Source organism: Teichococcus aestuarii, from assembly GCF_042651065.1.
GTDB classification, from domain to species: Bacteria; Pseudomonadota; Alphaproteobacteria; order Acetobacterales; family Acetobacteraceae; genus Pseudoroseomonas; species Pseudoroseomonas aestuarii.
In genome coordinates, this window is sequence record NZ_JBHSCH010000007.1 from 21,927 (window position 1) to 42,610 (window position 20,684).

The 20,684-nt window shown below is 75.3% G+C and carries 17 protein-coding genes; 8 read left to right on the plus strand and 9 right to left on the minus strand.

The window, feature by feature from the left end; all coding sequences use genetic code 11:
- Positions 1–414: 414 nt before the first annotated feature.
- From ACFOY6_RS05435 to ACFOY6_RS05445, 3 genes are read left to right on the plus strand one after another with little or no spacing between them, the layout of a single operon-like run.
- The gene (locus ACFOY6_RS05435) at positions 415–3,543 is read left to right on the plus strand and encodes an Rne/Rng family ribonuclease (protein ID WP_379649392.1); all 3,129 of its coding nucleotides are present in this window, start codon (positions 415–417) and stop codon (positions 3,541–3,543) included.
- 49 nt (positions 3,544–3,592) lie between these two features.
- Positions 3,593–4,597 (plus strand): bifunctional GNAT family N-acetyltransferase/(deoxy)nucleoside triphosphate pyrophosphohydrolase, encoded by a 1,005-nt coding sequence (locus ACFOY6_RS05440; protein WP_379649394.1) that lies wholly within the window; start codon positions 3,593–3,595, stop codon positions 4,595–4,597.
- 49 nt (positions 4,598–4,646) lie between these two features.
- A complete protein-coding gene (locus tag ACFOY6_RS05445; RefSeq protein ID WP_379633028.1) occupies positions 4,647–5,411 on the plus strand; it encodes a competence/damage-inducible protein A in 765 nt (254 codons plus the stop codon).
- Positions 5,412–5,465: 54 nt separating this feature from the next.
- Here the strand turns inward: ACFOY6_RS05445 and ACFOY6_RS05450 are convergent, their stop codons facing one another.
- The 7 genes from ACFOY6_RS05450 to ACFOY6_RS05480 form a co-directional block, all read right to left on the minus strand.
- Positions 5,466–6,374 (minus strand): NAD(P)-dependent oxidoreductase, encoded by a 909-nt coding sequence (locus ACFOY6_RS05450; RefSeq protein WP_379649396.1) that lies wholly within the window; start codon positions 6,372–6,374, stop codon positions 5,466–5,468.
- Between the two features lie 17 nt (positions 6,375–6,391).
- Positions 6,392–7,366 (minus strand): tripartite tricarboxylate transporter substrate binding protein, encoded by a 975-nt coding sequence (locus ACFOY6_RS05455; RefSeq protein ID WP_379633031.1) that lies wholly within the window; start codon positions 7,364–7,366, stop codon positions 6,392–6,394.
- A gap of 90 nt (positions 7,367–7,456) precedes the next feature.
- Positions 7,457–8,554 carry an Ldh family oxidoreductase gene (locus tag ACFOY6_RS05460; RefSeq protein ID WP_379633033.1) on the minus strand — a complete coding sequence of 366 codons (1,098 nt, stop codon included), beginning with the start codon at positions 8,552–8,554 and terminating at the stop codon, positions 7,457–7,459.
- Between the two features lie 11 nt (positions 8,555–8,565).
- Complete coding sequence (locus ACFOY6_RS05465) at positions 8,566–9,243, minus strand: RraA family protein (protein ID WP_379633035.1); 678 nt, start codon at positions 9,241–9,243, stop codon at positions 8,566–8,568.
- A 155-nt stretch (positions 9,244–9,398) separates the two neighbouring features.
- Positions 9,399–10,367 carry a M14 family metallopeptidase gene (locus ACFOY6_RS05470; RefSeq protein ID WP_379633037.1) on the minus strand — a complete coding sequence of 323 codons (969 nt, stop codon included), beginning with the start codon at positions 10,365–10,367 and terminating at the stop codon, positions 9,399–9,401.
- A 186-nt stretch (positions 10,368–10,553) separates the two neighbouring features.
- The gene (locus ACFOY6_RS05475; protein WP_379649398.1) at positions 10,554–11,327 is read right to left on the minus strand and encodes a DsbA family protein; all 774 of its coding nucleotides are present in this window, start codon (positions 11,325–11,327) and stop codon (positions 10,554–10,556) included.
- A gap of 5 nt (positions 11,328–11,332) precedes the next feature.
- Positions 11,333–12,754, minus strand: coding sequence for a M48 family metalloprotease (locus ACFOY6_RS05480; protein ID WP_379649400.1), 1,422 nt, complete (start codon positions 12,752–12,754; stop codon positions 11,333–11,335).
- On the opposite strand from ACFOY6_RS05480, the gene ACFOY6_RS05485 reads away from it, so the two are divergent.
- Both ACFOY6_RS05485 and ACFOY6_RS05490 read left to right on the plus strand, forming a co-directional pair.
- Positions 12,753–14,228: a gamma-glutamyltransferase gene (locus tag ACFOY6_RS05485; RefSeq protein WP_379649402.1), complete on the plus strand. Its 1,476-nt coding sequence runs from the start codon at positions 12,753–12,755 to the stop codon at positions 14,226–14,228. The two genes, ACFOY6_RS05480 and ACFOY6_RS05485, sit on opposite strands and share 2 nt — an antisense overlap.
- Before the next feature lie 90 nt (positions 14,229–14,318).
- Positions 14,319–15,482 (plus strand): pyridoxal phosphate-dependent aminotransferase, encoded by a 1,164-nt coding sequence (locus tag ACFOY6_RS05490; RefSeq protein WP_109516327.1) that lies wholly within the window; start codon positions 14,319–14,321, stop codon positions 15,480–15,482.
- Positions 15,483–15,492: 10 nt separating this feature from the next.
- On the opposite strand, the gene ACFOY6_RS05495 is transcribed toward ACFOY6_RS05490, so the two are convergent.
- Positions 15,493–15,639, minus strand: coding sequence for a hypothetical protein (locus ACFOY6_RS05495; RefSeq protein WP_379633049.1), 147 nt, complete (start codon positions 15,637–15,639; stop codon positions 15,493–15,495).
- A gap of 428 nt (positions 15,640–16,067) precedes the next feature.
- Positions 16,068–16,700, minus strand: a complete 633-nt coding sequence (locus tag ACFOY6_RS05500; RefSeq protein ID WP_146201848.1) for a hypothetical protein — start codon at positions 16,698–16,700, stop codon at positions 16,068–16,070.
- 35 nt (positions 16,701–16,735) lie between these two features.
- On the opposite strand from ACFOY6_RS05500, the gene ACFOY6_RS05505 reads away from it, so the two are divergent.
- The 3 genes from ACFOY6_RS05505 (at position 16,736) to ACFOY6_RS05515 (ending at position 20,682) form a co-directional block, all read left to right on the plus strand.
- Positions 16,736–17,566 carry an aldo/keto reductase gene (locus tag ACFOY6_RS05505; protein WP_379649405.1) on the plus strand — a complete coding sequence of 277 codons (831 nt, stop codon included), beginning with the start codon at positions 16,736–16,738 and terminating at the stop codon, positions 17,564–17,566.
- 117 nt (positions 17,567–17,683) lie between these two features.
- Positions 17,684–19,726: a proton-conducting transporter transmembrane domain-containing protein gene (locus ACFOY6_RS05510; protein WP_379649407.1), complete on the plus strand. Its 2,043-nt coding sequence runs from the start codon at positions 17,684–17,686 to the stop codon at positions 19,724–19,726.
- Positions 19,726–20,682 carry a respiratory chain complex I subunit 1 family protein gene (locus ACFOY6_RS05515; protein WP_109516321.1) on the plus strand — a complete coding sequence of 319 codons (957 nt, stop codon included), beginning with the start codon at positions 19,726–19,728 and terminating at the stop codon, positions 20,680–20,682. The genes ACFOY6_RS05510 and ACFOY6_RS05515 overlap by 1 nt, the downstream gene beginning before the upstream one ends.
- Positions 20,683–20,684: the final 2 nt, after the last annotated feature.

Here is a 20,684-nt window from a genome sequence, read left to right on the forward strand (position 1 = left end):
CAGGCCTGAAGCGGCCTGAAGGATCTGGCAAGGGATTGCCCCCTATGATCAGGGGTGCGCGCATCCCGGCTCCGCCAGAGCCCCGTTGTCCGCTCCACCGGCGCGTGCACCATGGCGCGGAGGGATGATGCGGGTTTTCCGCCCGCCATCCTGGCTCGTGCCTGCCGCTGGCCCGTTCGTGCCCGCCCGGCGTCGCTCTGCGATGTGGCGGCACGGTCCCGGGGCCTGCGCGCGGCGCGCCCAACAAGGGCCCCCCCATTCCGGGGCGCGGCCCGCCGAGACGAGAGGTCGAGACCAGAGCCGCATGGCAAGTCCATCGCCACGCCGCCTGCGCGACCCCGCTGCCTCGGGCCTGCCCACCCATTGCCGCCACCGGCAGCGCGACCGCGCCGGTGGCTCGGAGCATCCCGGTTCATGACCAAGCGCATGCTGATCGATGCATCCCACGCCGACGAGACACGCGTGGTGGTGCTGGACGGCAACCGGCTCGAAGAATTCGACATCGAGACCGAGAACAAGCGCCCGCTGAAGGGCAACATCTACCTCGCCAAGGTGGTGCGCGTGGAGCCCAGCCTCCAGGCCGCCTTCGTCGAGTATGGCGGCAACCGCCACGGCTTCCTCGCCTTCGGCGAGATCCACCCCGACTACTACCAGCTGCCCGTCGCCGACCGTGAGCGCCTGCTCGCCCTGCAGGCCGCCGAGGCCGCCGAGGATGAGGCGGACGACGAGGGCGAGGAGGTCAGCGAGGCCGAGGCCGACGCGATGGCCGCCCGCATCGAGCAGATGGCCGATGCCGACCAGGCGCCCCGCGAGACCTCTGGCGAGGCGCTGATCGCCGCCGAGGCCGCTGCCGCCGAGGCCACCGTGCCGCATGAGGGCGTGCCGGTGAGCGAGACCGCCGGCGAGGACGCCGAGGGCGCCGCTCCCGAGACCCCGCCCGAGATGCTCGGCGGCCGTGACAAGGACGAGGAGAACGGCCGCGAGGAGCGCCGCATCCCGCCCCGCTTCCTGCGCCACTACAAGATCCAGGAGGTGATCCGCCGCCGGCAGGTCATGCTGGTGCAGGTCGTCAAGGAGGAGCGCGGCAACAAGGGCGCGGCGCTGACCACCTATATCAGCCTCGCCGGCCGCTTCTCCGTGCTGATGCCGAACAGCCCGCGCGGCGGCGGCATCTCCCGCAAGATCACCTCCATCGCCGACCGCAAGCGCCTGCGCGAGGTGATCGAGGAGCTGAGCATGCCGCGCGGCATGAGCATGATCGTGCGCACCGCCGGCGCCGGCCGGCCGAAGCCCGAGATCCGCCGCGACTGCGAGTACCTGCTGCGTCTGTGGGACGACATCCGCGAGCGCACGCTGGAATCCACCGCGCCGACGCTGGTCTATGAGGAAGCCGACCTCATCAAGCGCTCGATCCGCGACGTGTTCGGCCGCGACATCGAGGAGATCCAGGTGGAGGGCGAGGGCGCCTACCGCCAGGCGCGCGACTTCATGCGGATGCTGATGCCGCAGAACGACCGCAAGATCCGCCTCTACAAGGACCACTCCGTGCCGCTCTTCGCGCGCCACGGCGTGGACCAGCAGCTCGACGCGATGATGTCGCCCACCGTGCAGCTGAAGTCGGGCGGCTACATCGTCATCAACCAGACCGAGGCGCTGGTCGCCATCGACGTGAACTCGGGCCGCGCCACGCGCGACCGGCACATCGAGGACACCGCGCTGCGCACCAACCTGGAGGCCGCCGACGAGGTGGCGCGCCAGCTGCGCCTGCGCGATCTCGCCGGCCTCATCGTCATCGACTTCATCGACATGGAGTCCTCGCGCAACGACGCGCAGGTGGAGCGCCGCCTGAAGGAGGCGCTGAAGCAGGACCGCGCCCGCATCCAGGTCGGCCGCATCAGCCATTTCGGCCTGCTGGAGATGAGCCGCCAGCGGCTGCGCCCCAGCCTTACCGAGCATTCCTTCGCCACCTGCCCGCACTGCCAGGGCCTCGGCATCGTCCGCACGCCGGAGAGCAGCGCGCTGCAGGTGCTGCGCCAGATCGAGGAGGAGGGCGCCCGCCGCCGCGCCGCCGAGATCGTCGTCTCCATCGCGCCGGAACTGGCTCTGCACATCCTCAACCGCCGGCGCGAGCGTCTGGCGGAGATCGAGGCGCGCTACGGCATGGCCGTGCTGTTCGAGCCGGACGCCAAGCTGCTGCCGCCGGCCATCCGCATCGAGCGCACCCGCGCGCAGACCGTGGCCGAGCCGCCCAGCGCCCCCGCCGCGCTGCGCATGGACTACGCCCCCGAGGTGGAGGAGGCCGCGCCGGTGGCCGTGCCGGAGGCGCCCGCCGCCACGGCCGCACCCGCGCCCATGCCTGCCGCCGCCGCCGAGGATGAGGCCGTGGCCGTGCCGGCCGGCGCCGAGGTTCCGCCCGCCGAGGCCGGTGCCGAGGACCGTGGCAACGGCGAGAACCGCCGTCGCCGCCGCCGTCGCCGCCGCCGTGGGGGCCGCCGCGAGGATGGCGCGCCGATGCAGGCCGGCGATCTCGCCGGGCCGGACGACGCCGAGGGCGACAGCGAGGGCGACGAGGCCGAGGCCGAGTCCGAGGGCATGACCCCGGACGAGGCGGTGCCTGAGGCCGCGCCCGCCTCCGCCACGCCGGCGCCCGAGGGCCAGGCCGCCGACGGCGCCGCCTTCGACAGCGAGGAGGAGCAGCGCCGTGGTCGCCGCGGCCGCCGTGGCCGCCGCCGCTTCGGCGAGGGAACGGAGCCGCCGCGCCCGCGTTATGCCGGCCCGACGCCCGCCGACCCCTTCGCCGGCACGCTGGACGACATCTTCGACGCCATGGCGGCGGCCGAGGAAGCCGCGCAGCAGCCGCTGGCGCCGAAGCCCGGTTCCCTGCCGCCGGTGACGCCGGAGGTGGCGCCGGTCGCCGCCATCGACTCGCTGCCGCAGCCGCCGGTGCCGGAGATGCAGGCCGCGCCGCAGCCTGTCGTGGAAAGCGCCGCCCTGCCGGAGCCCGCGCCCCTGCCGCTGACCGAGCCCGCGCCCGTGGTCGAGGCTCCTGTGGAAGCAGCGGTGGAAGCGCCGGTGGAGGCTGCGCCGGCCAAGCCGCGCCGCACGCGCAAGGCGCCGGCCAAGGCCGCCGTGGCCGCGCCGGAGGCGGTGGAAGCCGCGCCGGTGGAGGTGCCTGTGGAGGCGGAAGCCGCGCCGGCCAAGCCGCGCCGCACGCGCAAGGCTCCGGCCAAGGCCGCCGCGGCCGCGCCGGAGGCGGTGGAAGCCGCGCCGGTGGAGGTGCCGGAGGCGGTGGAAGCCGCGCCGGCCAAGCCGCGCCGCACGCGCAAGGCGCCGGCCAAGGCCGCCGCGGCCACGCCGGAGACCGCGGAGGCGGTGCCGGTGGAAGTGCCGGCGGCTGCCCCGGCCAGCGAGGCCGTGGCCGAACCCGCGCCGGCCGTGGAGGCGGCGCCGGCCGCCACGCCGGAAGCCGGCGCACCGGTGCAGCCCGTGCTCGTGGATGCCGTGCCGGATGCGCCGAAGAAGCGCGGCTGGTGGAAGCGCTGAATCCCATGGCCCCGTGGCGCCCTGCGCCACGGGGCCTGGACTTCCCCGCATGAGCGAGCCCGAATTCGCCCCCCTCCGCACCGAGCGGCTGACGCTGCGGCCCCTGCGCGCCGAGGATGCCCCGGCGCTGCACCGCCTGATCAACGACTGGGAGGTGGTGCGCTGGCTCAGCCGCGTGCCCTTCCCCTACTCCCGCGAGCTGGCCGATGAGTGGATCGCCTCCACCCACAAGCGGCTGGCGGAGGGCTCCGCCTGGCACTTGGCCATCGTCGGCCAGGATGGCGACACCGAGGTGCTGGTCGGCTGCGTCGGCCTGACGCGGGAGCCGGATACCCGCCGCGCCGAGCTGGGCTACTGGGTCGGGCGCCGCTTCTGGGGCCATGGCGTGGCCGCCGAGGCGGCCGGGCGGCTGGCCCGCTGGGGCCTCGCCAATCTCGACCTGGACAGCATCTTCGCCCATGCGCTGGAGGAGAATGGCCGCTCCGGCGCCGTGCTGCGGCGCATCGGCCTGCGCGAGACGGGCAAGGGCGAGGTGCCGTTCCTGGCGCGCGGCGCCCGCCTGCCGGTGACGCTGTTCGAGGGCGGGCGCGAGGACCTGACCGCCCCCGTGCCGCTGCCCGAGCCCTTCGTGGCCGAGCCGCCGCCGCCGGATGCCAAGCCCATGCTGCTGGTGGCCGCCTGCGCGCTGATCGACCCCGATGGCCGCGTGCTGCTGGCCCGCCGGCCGGAAGGCAAGCCGATGGCGGGGCTGTGGGAGTTTCCCGGCGGCAAGCTGGACCCCGGCGAGACGCCGGAGCAGGCGCTGATCCGCGAGCTGAAGGAGGAGCTGGATATCGACGTCTCCGCCGCCTGCCTCGCGCCCTTCACCTTCGCCAGCCATGATGCCGGGCGCTTCCACCTGCTGATGCCGCTCTACCTCTGCCGCCGCTGGGAAGGCACGGTCACCGCGCGGGAGGGGCAGGCGCTGGCCTGGGTGAAGCCGCAGAAGCTCTCCGACTACGCCATGCCGCCGGCCGACAGGCCGCTGGTCGCGCTGTTGCGCGATTTCCTGTGAGGCGGGCGGGGGGTAGACTCCCCCCCGACGCCGCCCTTGGGACTCGCACATGACCAACCCCACCGCCTGCCTGCTCATCATCGGCAACGAGGTGCTCTCGGGCCGCACCCAGGATGCCAACCTGAAGTTCATCGCCACAAAGCTCGGCGAGATCGGCATTCCGCTGCGCGAGGTGCGCGTCATCCCCGACGTGCCGGAGACGATCATCGGCACGGTGAACGAGGTGCGGGCGAAGTTCACCTATGTCTTCACCACGGGCGGCATCGGCCCGACGCATGACGACATCACCGCCGAATGCATCGCCGCCGCCTTCGGCTTGCCGTGGGAGCCGCACCCGGAGGCATGGGCGCGGCTGGCCGCGCATTATGCGCGCCAGGACCCGCCGGCCGAGTTCAACGCCGCGCGCCAGCGCATGGCCACCATGCCGCGCGGCGCCGCGCTGATCGACAACCCGGTCTCCGTCGCGCCCGGCTTCATCATCGGCAATGTGCATGTGATGGCGGGGGTGCCGCGCATCATGCAGGCGATGTTCGAGGGGCTGGCGCCGAAGCTGGCCGGCGGCGTGCCGGTGCAGTCCCGCGCGGTGCACGCCGCCGGCATGCTGGAGGGCACCATCGCCGAGGGGCTGGGCGCCATCCAGGCGCGCTACCCCCAGCTCGATATCGGCTCCTACCCGTATTACCGCCCGGAGGGGAACGGCGTGGCGCTGGTGGCCAAGGGCACCGACCTCGCGGAGGTGGAGGCCGCCACGGGCGAGATCACCACCTTCATCACCGAGCTGGGCTACGTGCCAGTGCAGGGCGAGCCGCGCTGAACGAAAGGCCAGGGGAGAAGGAATTCTCCCCTGGAACCCCTCTTCTTTCTTTTGTCAGTCAGGCTTGGCCACGCCGGAAAGCTCGGCCACCAGCTCCCCCAGCGCCGCCGAATCCATGCCCCCCCGCCCGCTGTTGACCAGCGCCTCCATCATCTGCGCGGCCAGCGCGGTGGAAGGCGCGAACACCCCGTGGTCCCGCGCGGCGCCGATCGCCAAGCGCATGTCCTTGCGCATCAGCTCGGCGCGAAAGCCGGGCTGCAGCGCGCCATCGAGGTAGCGCTTGGCATGCGCCTCCAGCACCGCCGAACGGGCGGAGCCGCCGAGCAGCGCCTGGCGCATCGCCTCCGGGTCCAGCCCCGCCTTGCGGCCCAGCGCCAGCGCCTCGAACACCGCCTGCATGGTGGCGGTGATGATGAGCTGGTTGGCCGACTTGCAGACCTGCCCGGCCCCGGCTGGGCCAAGATGCGTGGCGCTGCGCCCCACCGCACCGAACACGGCGGCGGCGGCGTCGAAGGCCGCGCGGTCGCCGCCCACCATGCAGGTGAGGGTGCCGTCCCGCGCCCCGGCGGGGCCGCCGGAGACCGGGCTGTCCAGCAGGTGCGCGCCGCGCTCGGCCAGCAGCCGCGCGGCGAAGCCGGCGGCGGGGGCGGCGGCGATCGAGGAGAAGTCGATCACCACCGCGCCGGGGGCGAGGCCCTCCGCCACGCCGCCGGGGCCGAACAGCACGGCCTCCACATCCGGCGTGTCGGGCACGCAGAGGCCCACGCAGGCGGCGCCGCGCGCCGCCCCGGCGGCATTCTCCGCCCAGTCCGCGCCCTGCGCCTCCAGCGCGGCCGCCTTGGCACGGCTGCGGTTGTGCACCGTGAGGGCGAAGCCGGCGCGGCGCAGGTTGGCGGCCATCGCCGCCCCCATGACGCCGAGCCCAATGAAGGCGACCGGGGCGGGCGGGGTGATCGGGGTCATTCGCGCGTTCTCCTTGCTCAGCTTCGGCGCAGCGCGCCGCGGATGTCGTCCAGCAGCGTGTCCATGGCGCGCTGGAAGTCGGGGCCGCTGGCATAGCCGTCCGCCTCGCGGATGCGCTCCATGAAGCGGATCCAGGCGGGTGCCTTCATGCCCTCGCGGAAGCGGTCGTGGTGGTAGGTCACCATGGCGTCGGTCAGCCCGGCGGGGCCGATCCAGCCCTTCTGGTTGTCGGCCTGCACGTCCCAGCCCAGCTCGCGCAGCGTCGGCACATCGGGCCAGGCGGGGGAGCGCTCGGCGGAGGCGAGGGCGATCGGCACGATGTCGCCCGAGGCGGCGAGCCCGCCCAGCTCGTCGGACGCCTGCACGCCGAGGTCGATCTCGCCCGAGAGCAGGGCCTGCGCCACCGGGCCGCCGCCGGTATAGGGCACGTGCAGGAACTCCACCGCCGCGCGCCGCTCCAGCAGCAGGAACAGCGAGTGGGAGAGGGTGCCGGCGCCGGCCGAGCCGTGCGTGATGCGGCCGGGCTCGGCCTTGGCCGCCGCCATCACCTGCCGCATGTCGGAGAAGCGGCCGCCCTTGCCGCGCACGCAGATGAAATGGCCGTTGCGCGTCAGGCGGATGACGGCGCGGAAGGATGTCTTGGGGTCGTAGGGCACCTCGCGGTGGGCGGGGATGGAGGTGCTCTCGCTGCCGCCGGCCAGCAGCAGGGTGTGGCCGTCCGGCGCCGCGCGGGCGACGAAATCGGCGGCGAGCGCGCCGCCGGCGCCGGGGCGGTTCACCACCACCAGCGGCTGCGGGTAGAGCGGCGCGCAGGCCTCGGCGATGGTGCGGGCGATGATGTCGCTGCCGCCGCCGGGCGCGAAGCCGGCGATGAGCTGCACCGGGCGCGTGGGCTGCCAGCCGGAGGCCTGGGCGGCGGCGGCGCGGGGGCGCAGCAGGGCGGGGGCGGCGAGCAGGCCGGCCATCAGGGCGCGGCGAGGCATCCTGGACATGTGGACATTCTCCCGGTGGTTCTTGCGCAGAGCGGCCGTGTCTTCACGGTCCGCAGCGGGGCGCGGCGGCGGTGCCGCGCCCCGGCAGTGTCAGGCCAGCACGTAACCGGCGCCGCAGCGGGCGCAGATCTCCCGCACATGGCGGTCCAGCGTCTCCGGCACGGGGATGCCGGCGGCGCCGCGAGCGGCGTGCTCGGCATCCTCCGGCTCGCCGGGGATCAGCACGGGGCGCCCCGGCATGGCGGGGGGCGTCGCTCGCATCGTCTCCAGCAGCGTGCCGAGATCGGCCTCGAATTCCTCCGGCGGGCGAAAGGCGGCGGGGTCGATGGCCAGGAAGAAATGGCCGATATTGTCCGGCTCCCCCGGCTTCGCTGTGCGGTTGCGCAGCACGGAGAGGGCGCCGCCGGTCAGCGTGCCGGCCAGGATCTGCACCATCAGCCCCAGGCCGTAGCCCTTGTGGCCGCCGGTGGCCTCGTCGCCGCCGAGCGGGGTCAGGCCGCCCTCGGCCCGCCTGAAGAGATAGGCCATGCCCTCGGCGGCGTCGGTGACGGGGCGACCCTCGCCATCCACCACCCAGCCTTCCGGCATCGGCTTGCCGTTGAGGTCGTAGACCTTGACCTTGTTGCCGGCCACCGTGCTGCTCGACATGTCCAGCACGAAGGCCGGCCGGCCATCGGCCGGCGCGGCGAGGGCGATGGGGTTGGTGCCGAGCATCGGCTGCGCACCGCGCGTCGGTACCACCAGCACGCTGCGCGCCGTGGTCATCACCAGGCCGATGACGCCGCGCTTCGCCGCCAGCCGGGCGTAGTAGCCGGCGGCGCCGAAATGGTGCGAGTTGAACACCCCCACCGCGCCGATGCCGCCCGCCCGCGCCTGCTCCACGGCCAGCTCCATCGCCATGACGGCGACGGGATGGCCGAGCCCGGCGCCGCCATCGACCAGCGCGGTGGCGGCATTGCGCCGCACCACGCGCGGCCGCGCCGCGAGGTCGAGCTGTCCGGCGTTGCGCATCGTCTCGTACATCATCAGCATCGACAGGCCGTGCGAGTCGATGCCCATGAGGTCGGTCTCCACCATGGCCTCGGCCGTGGTGGCGGCCAGCACAGGGTCCATGCCCCAGGCCAGCAGGATGTTCAGGATCTGCCGGTGGACGCGCTCCGCCGGCACCTGCGCCACGGGCGTGGCCATGTTCCCCGTCCTCAGCGCGTGATGGCGAAGCCCTTGGCGGCCAGGGTCTGCTCCACCCAGGCGCGGTCCCAGCCGGCGCCGCGGATGGCGGCGGTGGTGGCCGCCTCCTTCGCCGCATGGCCCTCGGCCGCCGCGATCACCGCCTCCGCCGCCTCGCGGGGCACGACGACGACGCCATCCTCGTCGGCCGCGATCAGGTCGCCGGGGGCGACCACCAGCCCGCCGCAGGCGATGGGGTAGCCGATCTCGCCCGGCCCTTCCTTGTGCGGCCCCGCCGGGGTGGCGCCGAGCGCCCAGACGCCGAGGTCGAGCTGCGCCAGCTCCTTGATGTCGCGCACCGCGCCATCGACCACCAGCGCGCCGACGCGGCGGCTGACAGCGTGGCTGGCCATCAGGTCGCCGGCCACGGCGATGGAGAGGTCGCCGCCGCCGTCGCAGACGATGACATCGCCCGGCTGGGCGAGGTCGATGGCGCGGTGCAGCAGCAGGTTGTCGCCGGGGCGGACGCGCACGGTCAGCGCCGGGCCGACCAGGGCGCGGCGCCCGCCATAGGCCTTGAAGCCGCCGCGCATGGCCTGCATCCGGTTCATGACATCGCCGATATTGGCGACGGGCAGCTTCGCCGCCCGGTCGATCAGCGCGGGCGCGACGCGGGTGAACTGCTCGGCGATGCGCAGGCCAATGGCCATCCTGGAAGTCCTCCGGTGGGGTGTGTCTCTTTGGGCGGGCGGGCGGGGCCTGCCAGCGGGCCGGCAGGGTGGCACGGGCTGTTCACTGTCTGCAATCCCCACTCATCCGATGACCGGCTTGCCGGATGTCCGGCGTGCCGGCCTTTGCGGGGCTTTCAGGCCTCGTCCGGGCCGAGGAAGCGCGCCAGGCGCACGGCGGTGTGGCCGCGCATGGTGCGCGGGCTTGGCATCACCAGCAGGCAGTCATCATGCGGCGTGCGGATCTCGGTCTCGCCATCCAGCGCCAGCAGCGTGTTGCGGTGGGGGATGACGGCGCCGCCCCGGAACGGCGCGACGAAGCTGAAATTGTGCGTGCCGGCGACGACCGTGCGCGTCACCCGCGCCAGGCGTGGCGGGGCGGCAGCGGGCAGGGCGGGGGGCAGGTCCAGCGTGCCGGTCTCGCGCAGCAGGGCGCTGGCGCAGCCCTCCAGCGTGGCCAGCGTCGCCGCCTCCCAGTGCTGGCCGCCTTCCACCAGCAGCGCGGTGCGCTGCCCCTCCGGCGTGCTGAAGCCGCTGTGGTCGATCAGCCGCAGGCCGGTGTTGTGGCCCTGGTCGGCCACCACCAGCGGCGGCACGCCGAGCCGCCGGCCCAGCACCTGCCCGCGCGGCGTGGTGCCGCAGAGGATCAGCGGGTCGGAAGGCCAGAGCATGCTGTGCAGGTCCAGCAGCACATCGACGCTCTCCACCAGCGGCAGCAGCTCCCGCGCGCGCTGCAGCTCGGCGCTCTGGCGCGGGCCGTTCAGCACGCGGCCGCACCAGACGCGGTTCATGTCCTCGTCGATGTAGCGGCTGAGGGTGGGGTCGGCGGGGTCGAAGCGGGCGAAGGCGCGCAGATTGGCGAAGACGAAGGTGAGCCGCCCGCGCGCCGGCCGCAGCCCCCGTGCCAGCCAGCGCGACAGCAGCAGCGCGCCGGCGATCTCGTTGCCATGGATCAGGCTGACCAGCGCCACATGCGGGCCGGGCTCGGCGGCGGTGAAGCTCCACACCCCCGGCAGCAGGTTGCCCGCCAGCCAGGGGCGCAGATCCGGGACCGGCAGCTCCACCGGGAAGTGCGGCAGGAAGGGCCGGTCCGCGCTGCCGCTCACCCTGCGGCACCCCGCGGGGCAGGCGGCGCGACCTCCCAGCCAGGGCACGGCCCCGGCGCCTGCATGGATGCTTGCACCCTCGTCCCCCTGAATCTGTCTCCCGCACGCACTCTATACGCAGGTGCGGGATGGGCAACCGGGCGGGGGCGTGGCGCTTGCGGCGAGGCGGCCCGGCCGGGAGCCGCCCTAGCCGGGGCGGGCCTCCCGCCGCGCCTGGCCGACCAGCTGGCGCAGCGTCGGCAGGTCCACCGCGCCGGGCACCAGCGTGTCGCCGATCACCAGCGCCGGCGTGCCCTGGATCGAGAGCGCCTGCGCCAGCGCCACGTTGCGCTGCAGCCGCGCCTGGATGGCGGGGTCCTCCATGTCGCGCTTCAGCCGGGGCCAGTCCAGGCCCAGCTTCTCGGCCTCCGCCTTCAGCGCCGCCTCGGTGGGCTCGCCGCGCAGCCGCATCAGCGCGTCCTGCAGCGCGGCGTACTTGCCCTGGCGCTGCGCCGCCAGCAGGGCGCGGCTGGCCACCACGCTGGCCGGGCCGAGGATCGGCAGGTCCTTCATCACCACGCGAAGCTGCCGGTCCTCGGCCAGCAGGGCCTGCATCGTCGGGTGCAGCGCCTTGCAGTAGCCGCAGCGCGCGTCGAAGAACTCGACGATGGTGAGGTCGCCCTGCGGGTTGCCCTTCACCGGGTCCGCCGGGTCTCGCAGCAGGGCGGCGGCCTCGGCGCGGATGGCCTCGCGCTGGGCGCCGGCGCGGTCCTGCTGCTCGGCCTGCTCCAGCGCCCCGAAGGCGTCGCGCAGGATGGAGGGGTCGCGCTTCAGCGCCTCGCGCAGGATCTCCACCACCTCGCCGCGCTGCTCGGGGGTGAGGGGCTGCGCCACGGCGGGCGGCGCCATGAGGACCGGCAACAGGGCCAGGGCCAGGAGGCGGGGAGAGAGGCGGGGGGCGAGGCGGGTCGTCAGGGTCACGCGGCTTATCGTCTCCGTCGTTCGTTCTCGCGCTCGGCGGCGCGCTGCTCGGGGGTCAGGTTGTCGCGCCGCGCGGCGTTGCGCAGGTCGGCGGCGCGCAGCCGGGCGGGGCCGGGGGGCAGCGCCTCCTCGGCGCGGCGGGCCAGGAAGCGGGCGGCGGGGAAATCCTCCTCCAGCATCGCCTCCTCCGCCAGGGCCAGGTCGGCCAGCGGCATCTGGCCGAGCCGGCCGCGGGCGATGCCGAGCTGCCGCCAGGTGAAGGCGGAGTCGCGGTCGAGCGCCAGGCTCGCCTCCAGCTCGGCCACGGCGGGCGGCAGTAGGGCCGGGTCGCCCAACTCGATCATCACCCGCGCATGGGCGGTGCGGATCAGCGGCTCGGCGGGAGCGAGGCGGGCGGCGGCGGCGTAGGCGGGCAGCGCCTCGGCGGCGCGGTGGCCCTCGAACAGCACCTGCCCCTTCATCTCGTGCAGCCAGGGATTGCCCGGCTGCGCGGCCAGCAGCGACTCCAGCCCGGCCACGGCCTCGGCGATGCGGCCGGCGCGGAACGCCATGATGGCGCGGGCATAGCGCGCCGGCGCGCCCGAATCCTCCGCCGGGTATTGCCGCAGCACCCGCTGCGGCGGGTCGAGGAAGCCGTGCAGCTTGGCCTTCGCCATGGCGAAGGCACCCTCCAGCGCCGCCGGCATCAGCGCCGGGGTGCTGCGGCTGCGGCGCATCTGCTCGCGCACGAATTCCAGCCGGTCCTGCGAGAGCGGGTGGGTGCGGAAATACGGGTCCTGCCGGCCGACGGCGAGCAGCTCCTGGTCCAGCAGCCGCTCCAGCAGGCGCTCCAGCCCGGCGGCGGACCAGCCCACCGTCTCCAGGTAGTGCAGCCCGGCCTGGTCGGCCGCCTGCTCCTGCCCGCGGGTGAAGGCGAAGAGCCCGCCCATGGCGCTGCTCTGCCCGCCCAGGGCGATGGCACCGAAGGCGCCGCCCTGGCCGGTGGCCACCGCCGCCCCGGCGCCGAGCAGCATGGCGGCGACGGAGCGGATCGTCGCCATCCGCATCTCCTCCGGCAGCCGCGCGAGGTGCCCGCCGGCGATGTGGCCGGTCTCGTGCGCCAGCACCCCGGCCAGCTCGGCGGCCGACCCGGCCTGCAGGATGAGCCCCGTGTGGATGAACATGCGGTTGCCGGTGGTGACGAAGGCGTTTATGGCGCGGTTCTGGATGAGGGTGATGTCCACCCGGCCAGGGTCGATCCCGGCGGCGCGGAACAGGGGGTTGGCGAAGCCGCGGACCATGCGTTCGGTCTCGGCGTCGCGGATCACCACCACGCCCCGCCCGCCCTCTCTTCCGCCCTGGGCCGCAGCGGCCCCGGGAACCAGCACCGGAGTGAAGAACGCCAGCATGAGCAGCAGCGCGCGGAACGGGGCCAGCAGCTTTCCCATGCCGGCCATTCTAGCCCGAGCCGACCGGGAGCGGCCAGCACGGCACGCCCGCCGGGGCGCCCCCGCCACGCTGGCGGCCCTGGGCCTGCTGGCGCTGGCCGGCTGCGGCACCGTGAGCAACGCGGTGAGCGGCCTGACCGGCGGCGGCCCGGCCCCCGGCCAGCCCGGCTATGTCAGCGGCTTCCTCGGCGGCGCGGTGGCCGATGAGCCGCGCGCCGCGCTGGTGGCGCGCGAGGTGCTCTCGGTCGGCGGCACGGCGGCGGATGCGGCGGTGGCGGCGGGCTTCGCCATGGCCGTCACGCTGCCCTCGCGCACCGGGCTCGGCGCCGGCGGCGCCTGCCTCGTCTACACCCACAGCCGCAACATCACCGAGGCGCTGCTGTTCCTGCCGCCCGCCGGCACCGCCGCCGGCGGCGACCGCCCGGCCGCGGTGCCGATGCTGGCGCGCGGCCTGTTCGCCCTGCACACCCGCAACCCGCGCCGGCCTTTCGAGGAATTGATGGCGCCGGCCGAGCAGCTCGCCCGCTTCGGCGCCACCGTCTCGCGCGCCTTCGCGCAGGACCTCGCCGCCGTCTCCGGCCCGCTCTTCGCCGATCCGCGCGCCCGCGCCCTCTACGCCGACGCCGCCGGCCGGCCGCTGGCCGAGGGCGAGCGGATGACCCAGGCCGATCTCGGCGCCACGCTGGGCGCGCTGCGCGTCTCCGGCGTGGGCGACCTGCACCAGGGCGCCCTGGCCCGCCGGCTGGAGGCGGCGAGCCCCGGCATCGGCGGCCCGCTGACCGTGGAGCAGCTCCGCCCGGCCCTGCCCAACGTCACCGCGCCGCTGCAGGTGAGCGTGGGCAGCGACATCCTCTCCTTCCTGCCGGCGCCGGCCGATGGCGGGCTGGCCTCCGCCGCCGCCTTCCAGGCGCTGCAGGCGGGCGAGGGGGTGGACGCCGCCTCGCAGCGCGGCCTCGCCGTCTCCCATGCTTGGCGCCAGGGCGGGGCCGACCCCGCCGCGCTGCTCGCGCGCCCGCCGGCCTTCCCCGCCGCCGCGCCGCTGCTGCCGGCCTCGGCCGGGCTGATGACGCTGGACCGCGACGGCAACGCCGTCTCCTGCGTGTTCACGCTGAACAACCTGTTCGGCACCGGCCGCGTGGTGCCGCAGATGGGCTTCCTGCTGGCCGCCGCCCCCGGCGTCGGGCGCGTCGAGCCGCCTCTGCTGGCGGCCGCCCTGGCGCACAACGCCAATCTCCGCGCCTTCCGCTACGCCGGCACCGGCACCGGGCAGGCGGCGGCGCCGATCGCGCTGGCGCTGCCGGCGGCCCGCCACCTGCTGAACCGCACCGGCATCGACGCCGCCGTGGCCGGGGTGCCGGAGCCGGGGCGGGCCAATGCCATCGGCTGCCCGGCCTACCTGCCGGGCAATTCCGCCCAGTGCGCCGCCGCCACCGACCCGCGCGGGGCGGGGCTGGCCATCGGCGGCGGGCTCTGAGGCCCAGGCCGGGGAGGGTGCCGCCCTCCCCGGGCACCCTCCCGCCGGGGTGACGGCGCCAGGAGTATCGAGACAGATGTTGAAGACGGAATGTTGAAGACGGGCCGCGGGGCGGAAGCGCCGCCCTTCCTGGTGATGGACGTCATCGCCGCCGCCAATGCGCGCGCGGCCGCGCTGCCGCCGGGCGCGCCGGGGGTGCTGCGCATGGAGGTGGGGCAGCCCTCCACCGGCGCCCCGCGCATCGCGGTCGTGGCGGCCCAGCGCGCCCTCTCGGCCGGCGCGCCGATGGGCTACACGGAGGCCTTTGGCCTGCGCAGCCTGCGCGAGCGCATCGCCCGGCACTACGAGGACAAGTACGAGGTCACCGTGGCGCCCGGCCGCGTGGCGGTGACGGTGGGGGCCTCGGGCGCCTTCCCGCTGGCCTTCCTCGCCGCCTTCGACCCGGGCGACAGGGTGGCGATGGCCGCCCCCTTCTACCCGCCCTACGCCAACATCCTCACCGCCCTCGGCATGGTGCCGCAGCTGCTGCCCTGCGACGCCTCCACCCGCTTCCAGCCCAGCATCGCCATGCTGGAGGCGCTGGACCCGCGCCCCGAGGGGCTGATCGTCGCCTCGCCCTGCAACCCGGCGGGCACCATGCTCTCGGCGGAGGAGCTTGGCGCCATCGCCCGCTGGTGCCACGAGAACGGCGTGCGGCTGATCTCGGACGAGATCTACCACGGCCTCTCCTACGGCATGGCCGAGACCACCGCCGCCGCGCTGAGCGACAGCGCCGTGGTGATCAACAGCTTCTCCAAGTATTTCTCGATGACCGGCTGGCGCATCGGCTGGATGGTGCTGCCCGAGGACCTGATCCGCCCCGTCGAGTGCCTGGCGCAGAACATGTTCATCAGTGCCCCGCATGTGGCGCAGGTGGCGGCGGAGGCCGCCTTCGAGGGGGTGGAGGAGCTCGAGGGCAACAAGGCCGCCTATGCCCGCAACCGCGACCGGCTGCTGGCCGGACTGCCGGCGGCGGGGTTCGACCGGCTGGCGGCGGCGGACGGCGCCTTCTACCTCTGGGCCGATATCGGCCACCTGACCAATGACAGCGTGGCCTTCGCCGCCCGCATGCTGGCCGAGGCCGGCATCGCCGCCACGCCGGGGGTGGATTTCGACCCGGCGCGCGGCGGCCGCTTCCTGCGCTTCTCCTATTGCGGCGCCGAGGATGCCATGGCCGAGGCGCCGGGGCGGCTGCGCGCCTGGCTGGGGCGCTGAAGGCGCCGCCTCAGACGACGGCCGCCATCCCGCCCGGCCCCTGCGCCAGCAGCGCCGCCAGGGCGCGCAGCCTCTCCTCCAGCGTCGCCCGGTCCGGCGCCGCGCCGAGGGCGATGCGCAGCCCGCGCCCGCCCTCGCCGAAGGTGCCGCCCGGCACCAGCGCCAGCCCTCCTTCATGCTGCTCACCTGCATTCCGCCCCGGCGGCCGCTGAAGGGGTGGCGGGTGGCCAGCCGGTATTTCTACAAGGCCGAGGAGGCGCGCTTCGGCCAGCGCCGGGCGCCCAACGCCGGCTGAGCGCCGCCCGCCGGGCAACCCGGCCGCCGCTCTGTCCGTTCATTCCCTCGCCGGGCAGATGGAGCCCGGCGGGGATGGAGGGCGACGATGATCATGGGTTCCAGCGGCCGGCGCCTGCCGGGCTTCCTCTCGCGGCGGCTCTTCCTGCGCCAGGCCGGCGCGGAGGCCCCCGCCACGCCGCCCCGGGCGGCCACCCAGGCCGAGGCGCCATCCGGCGCGGCCACACGCCGCCCCCGGCCGACATGGCGCCTGCCCGCCGCTGAGGCGCCGCCCGGGTGCGGGCAGGTCCGCTAGTTCGGCGCGAAGAAGCGCTGCAGCCGCTGCAGCATGTCCCGCAGGTTGAAGGGCGGCGGCGGCTCCTCGGCCTGCTCGGCCGGGGCCTGGGCGCGGAAGGCGGCCAGCGCCGCCGGAGTCTCGGAGAGCGGCAGCTCGCGCGGCTCGCTCTCTGCCGTGGCGCTGCCCAGCCCCAGCACCCGCACCAGCACGCGGTCCGCCGCGGCCAGCTCGGTGGCGGCGCGGGCTGCATCCTCCGGGCGCGGGGCGCAGACCACGGAACGCCCTTCCAGCCCGCAGGGCATCTCGAACAGGGCATTGGGCGGGAAGCGGAGCTGCACCGTGCCGGTCAGCGCCAGCAGGCCGCGTGTGGCGCTCTCCAGCCCCAGCTCGCGCGCCGTCACCACCGGCACCAGCCGGCCGCGCCGCGGCGCCACCTCCAGCGCCAGGGCGCCCTGGCTCTCGGTGGCCGGCTCCACGGGCTGGTTGTGGGTCATGCGGCAGGTGGCGCGGTCGGTCATCGGGTCCGCCGCGCAGGCCAGGATCCAGGGACCGTAGCTGTCCGTGGCGGCGCGGGCGGGCGCGGCGGCGAGCGGCCCGAGGCCGGCCAGCAGCAGGGCGAGCGGGGGGAGGATGGCGATGGGGCGCATGTCGCGCAACATAGGGATGCAGAGAGGAGCTTGCCATGAATACGATCACCCTGCCGGATGGCCGCAGCATTCCCGTGCTCGGCCAGGGCACCTGGCGCCTGGGCGAGCGCGGCGCCGACCGCGCGGCGGAGGCGCGGGTGCTGCGCCTCGGCCTCGACCTCGGCCTGACGCTGGTCGACACCGCCGAGATGTATGCCGAGGGCGGCGCCGAGGAGGTGGTGGCCGAGGCCATCGCCGGCCGGCGGCAGGAGGTGTTCCTGGTCAGCAAGGCCTACCCGCAGAACGCCTCCCGCGCCCGGCTGCCGCAGGCCTGCGAGCGCAGTCTGAAGCGGCTCGGCACGGACAGGATCGATCTCTACCTGCTGCACTGGCGCGGCGGCGTGCCGCTGGCCGAGACGGTGGAGGCGATGCACCGGCTGGTCGAGCAGGGCAAGATCGGGGCCTGGGGCGTCTCCAACCTCGACGTCCCGGACCTGGAGGAGCTGGGCCCCGCCCTCTCCGAATGCGCCACGGACCAGGTGCTCTACAATCTGGAGGCACGCGGCGTGGAGTTCGACCTGCTGCCCTACGCGGCACGGCTGAAGATGCCGGTGATGGCCTATTCGCCCGTGGGGCAGGGCGGCGACCTGCTGGGCCACCCGGCGCTGAAGAAGGTGGCACGGCGCCAGGGCATCAGCCCGGCCCAGGTGGCACTGGCCTGGACGCTGCGCCAGCCGGGCGTCATCAGCATCCCCAAGGCCGCCTCGGAGGCGCATCTGCGCGAGAACGCCGATGTCTGGAAGGTGGTGCTGACGCCGGAGGACCTGTCCGAGCTGGACGGCGCCTTCCCGCCGCCCCGCCGCAAGCAGCCGCTGGAGATGCTCTGAGATGCCGCCGCGCCCGCCCCGGCGCCGGGCGGCGGCGGCGCACACCGCTTTGTCGCTTCCGGCGCCGGGGGGCGGCGCCTATCCTGCCGGCGTGACATGTCCTGACATCCGCGCGCCGTGACCGCGGCGCCCGTACTGCTCCTCTGCCTCCTGCTGCTGCTGGCTGCCGCCGGGGCCTTCGCCGGGCGCTGGCCGGCGCCCTTCGGCATTGCCATCGCCCGGCTGGTGCATGGGGGCTGCGCCGCCGTCTCGGCGGGCTTCGCGCTGCTCGCCATCCTGGCGCTGGCCACGGGGGGCATGGCGCCGGTGCTGCTGCCCTTCGGCCCGCCCTGGGCGCCGCTGAGCCTGGGGCTGGACGCGCTCTCGGCCTGGTTCCTGCTGCTGCTGGGCCTGGCCGGGCTGGCCGCCGGGCTGTTCGCGCTGGAGCGCGAGGTGGCGGTGCCGCCGCGCCGGCTGCTGCCCTGGCCGCTGTTCCTGGCCGGCATGGCGCTGACCCTGCTGGCGGCCGACGCCTTCACCCTGCTGCTGGGCTTCGAGCTGATGTCGCTCGCCTCCTGGGCGCTGGTGGCCTCCAGCCCGGCCGATGCGGAGGCGCGCGCGGCGGCGCGGCAATACCTGGGCTTCGCGCTGTTCGCCGCCGCCTGCCTGGTGCCGGCGGTGGGGCTGATGGGCGGGCTGGCGGGCGACCTCTCCTTCGCCGGGCTGCGCGCCGCGCCGCCGCAGGGCTGGGCGGCGGTGGCGGTGCTGGCGCTGGTGCTGGCCGGGGCGGGGGCCAAGGCGGGGCTGGTGCCGCTGCATGGCTGGCTGCCGCTGGCCCACCCGGTGGCGCCGGGGCCGGTCTCGGCGCTGCTCTCGGGCGTGATGACCAAGGTGGCGCTCTATGTCATGGCGCGGCTGCTGCTCGATCTCGGCGGCCTCGGCCAGCCGCTCTGGTGGGGCGTGCCGCTGATGGTGGCGGGCGCCGCCTCCGCCGTGCTGGGCGCGCTGCGCGCCGGGCAGGAGCGGGACACCAAGGTGCTGTTGGCGTGCTCCACCATCGAGCATGTCGGGCTGGTCACGCTGGGGCTCGGCCTCGCCGCCACGCTGCGCGCGGCCGATCTCGGCCCGCTGGCGGCGCTGGCGGCGGCGGCGGCGCTGCTGCACGCCCTGGCGCACGGCCTGTTCAAGACCCTCCTCTTCCTGGTGGCGGCCGAGGTGCAGCACGCCGCCGGCTCCCGCCGGCTCGACAGCCTCGGCGCCCTGGTCCACGCCATGCCGGCGGTGGCGCGCGCCGCGCTGGAGGCCGCCGCCGCCGCCGCGGCGCTGCCGCCGCTCTCGGGCTTCGCGGGGGAGTGGCTGCTGCTGCAGGCGCTGCTCGGCGCCTGGCGGGTGGGGGAGCTGGGCTTCCAGGTGCTGGTGGCCGCCTGCACCGCGCTCGCCGCGCTGGCGGCGGCGCTGGGGGCGGCGGCCATGCTGCGGTTCTGGGGGCTGGCCTTCCTCGGCCGCCCGCGCGGCCCCCGCCCCCTCGGCGCGCAGGACGCGCCGCCGCTGGTGCGCGCCGCCCTGGCCGGCCTTGCCGGGCTGGCGGTGCTGATCGGTCTGCTGCCCGGGCCGCTGCTGATGCTGGGGGCGGGGGCCATCGGCGCGCTCAGCGGCCATCCCGGCCTGCCGGAGGCGGCGCCGCTCTCGGTCAGCCCCTCAGTGCAGGGCGCGGATTACGCGCCGCTGCCGCTGGCGGTGCTGCTCGGCCTGCTGGGGGCGGGGCTGGTGTGGCTCTGCCGGCGCCTCTCGCCGCAGCCCGCGCGGCGCGGCCCGGCCTGGGATGGCGGCTTCCAGGCGCCGCCGCCGCACCTGCCCTTCGGCGACCCCGCCACCCAGCCCGGCGCCGATGGCTTCGCCCAGCCGCTGCGGCGGATGCTGGGTGGCCGCCTGCTGGCGGCGCATGAGGCGGTGCACAGGCCGCACCCCGGCGACACCGCCCCCGCCCGGCTGGAGAGCGGCTTCCACGACCCGCTGCCGGGAAGCCTGCTCGCCCCCCTGGTGGCCCTGCGCGAGCGGCTCTCGGTGGCGGCGGAGCGGCTGCGGGACCTCAGCCTGCGGCGATTGCTGATGCTGGGCTTCGGCACGCTGGTGCTGCTGCTCCTGCTGCTGGCGCTGCTGCCGGGCGGGGGGGCGCGCTGATGCTGTTCCCCGCCATCGTCACGCAATTGCTGCACGCGGCGCTGCTGCTGGCCCTGGCGCCGCTGCTGGTGGGGGTGGTGCGCTGGCTCAAGGCGCGGCTGCTCGGCCGGCGCGGCGCGCACCCCTTCCAGCCCTGGCGGGACCTGCGGAAGCTGCTGCGCAAGCAGCCGGTGCTGGCCGAGGGCGCCTCCCCCGTCACCGCCGCCGCGCCCTATGTGGCGCTGGCGGCGACGCTGGCGGCGGCGCTGATGGTGCCCGGCTTCGCCCGCGGCATGGCGCTGGCGCCGATGGGCGACCTGATCCTGATCGGCGGCCTGCTGGCGGTCTCGCGCTTCGCCCTGGCCCTGGCGGGGATGGATGCCGGCACCGCCTTCGGCGGCCTCGGCGCCGCGCGCGAGATGAGTTTCGCGAGTCTCGCCGAGCCGGCCTTCGTGCTGGCGGTGATGGTGCTCGCCATGCTGGCCGGCACCACCAGCCTCGACGGCATCGGCGCCGTGCTGCAGGAGGGGGCGGTGGGGCTGCGCGTCTCGCTGGGCCTGGCGCTGCTGGCGCTGCTCGCCGTGGCCCTGGCCGAGAATGGCCGCCTGCCGGTGGACAACCCCGCCACCCACCTCGAACTCACCATGGTGCACGAGGCGATGCTGCTGGAGGCCTCGGGCCGCCACCTCGCCCTGTGGGAGATGCAGGGGGCGCTGCGCCTCGCCCTGTGGCTGGCGCTGCTGGCGGCGGTGTTCCTGCCCTTCGGCACGGCGCCGGCCGAGGCCGGGCCGCTCGGCTGGCTGCTGGGCCTCGCCGCCTGGGCGCTGAAGCTCGGCCTGCTGGCGGTGGCGCTGGCGGTGTTCGAGACGGCCATCGCCAAGATGCGCGTCTTCCGCGTGCCGGAGTTCCTCGGCGCGGCGCTGCTGCTGGCGCTGCTCGGGGTGGTGCTCCTGTTCCTCTCCACCGGCCTGGCCTGAAG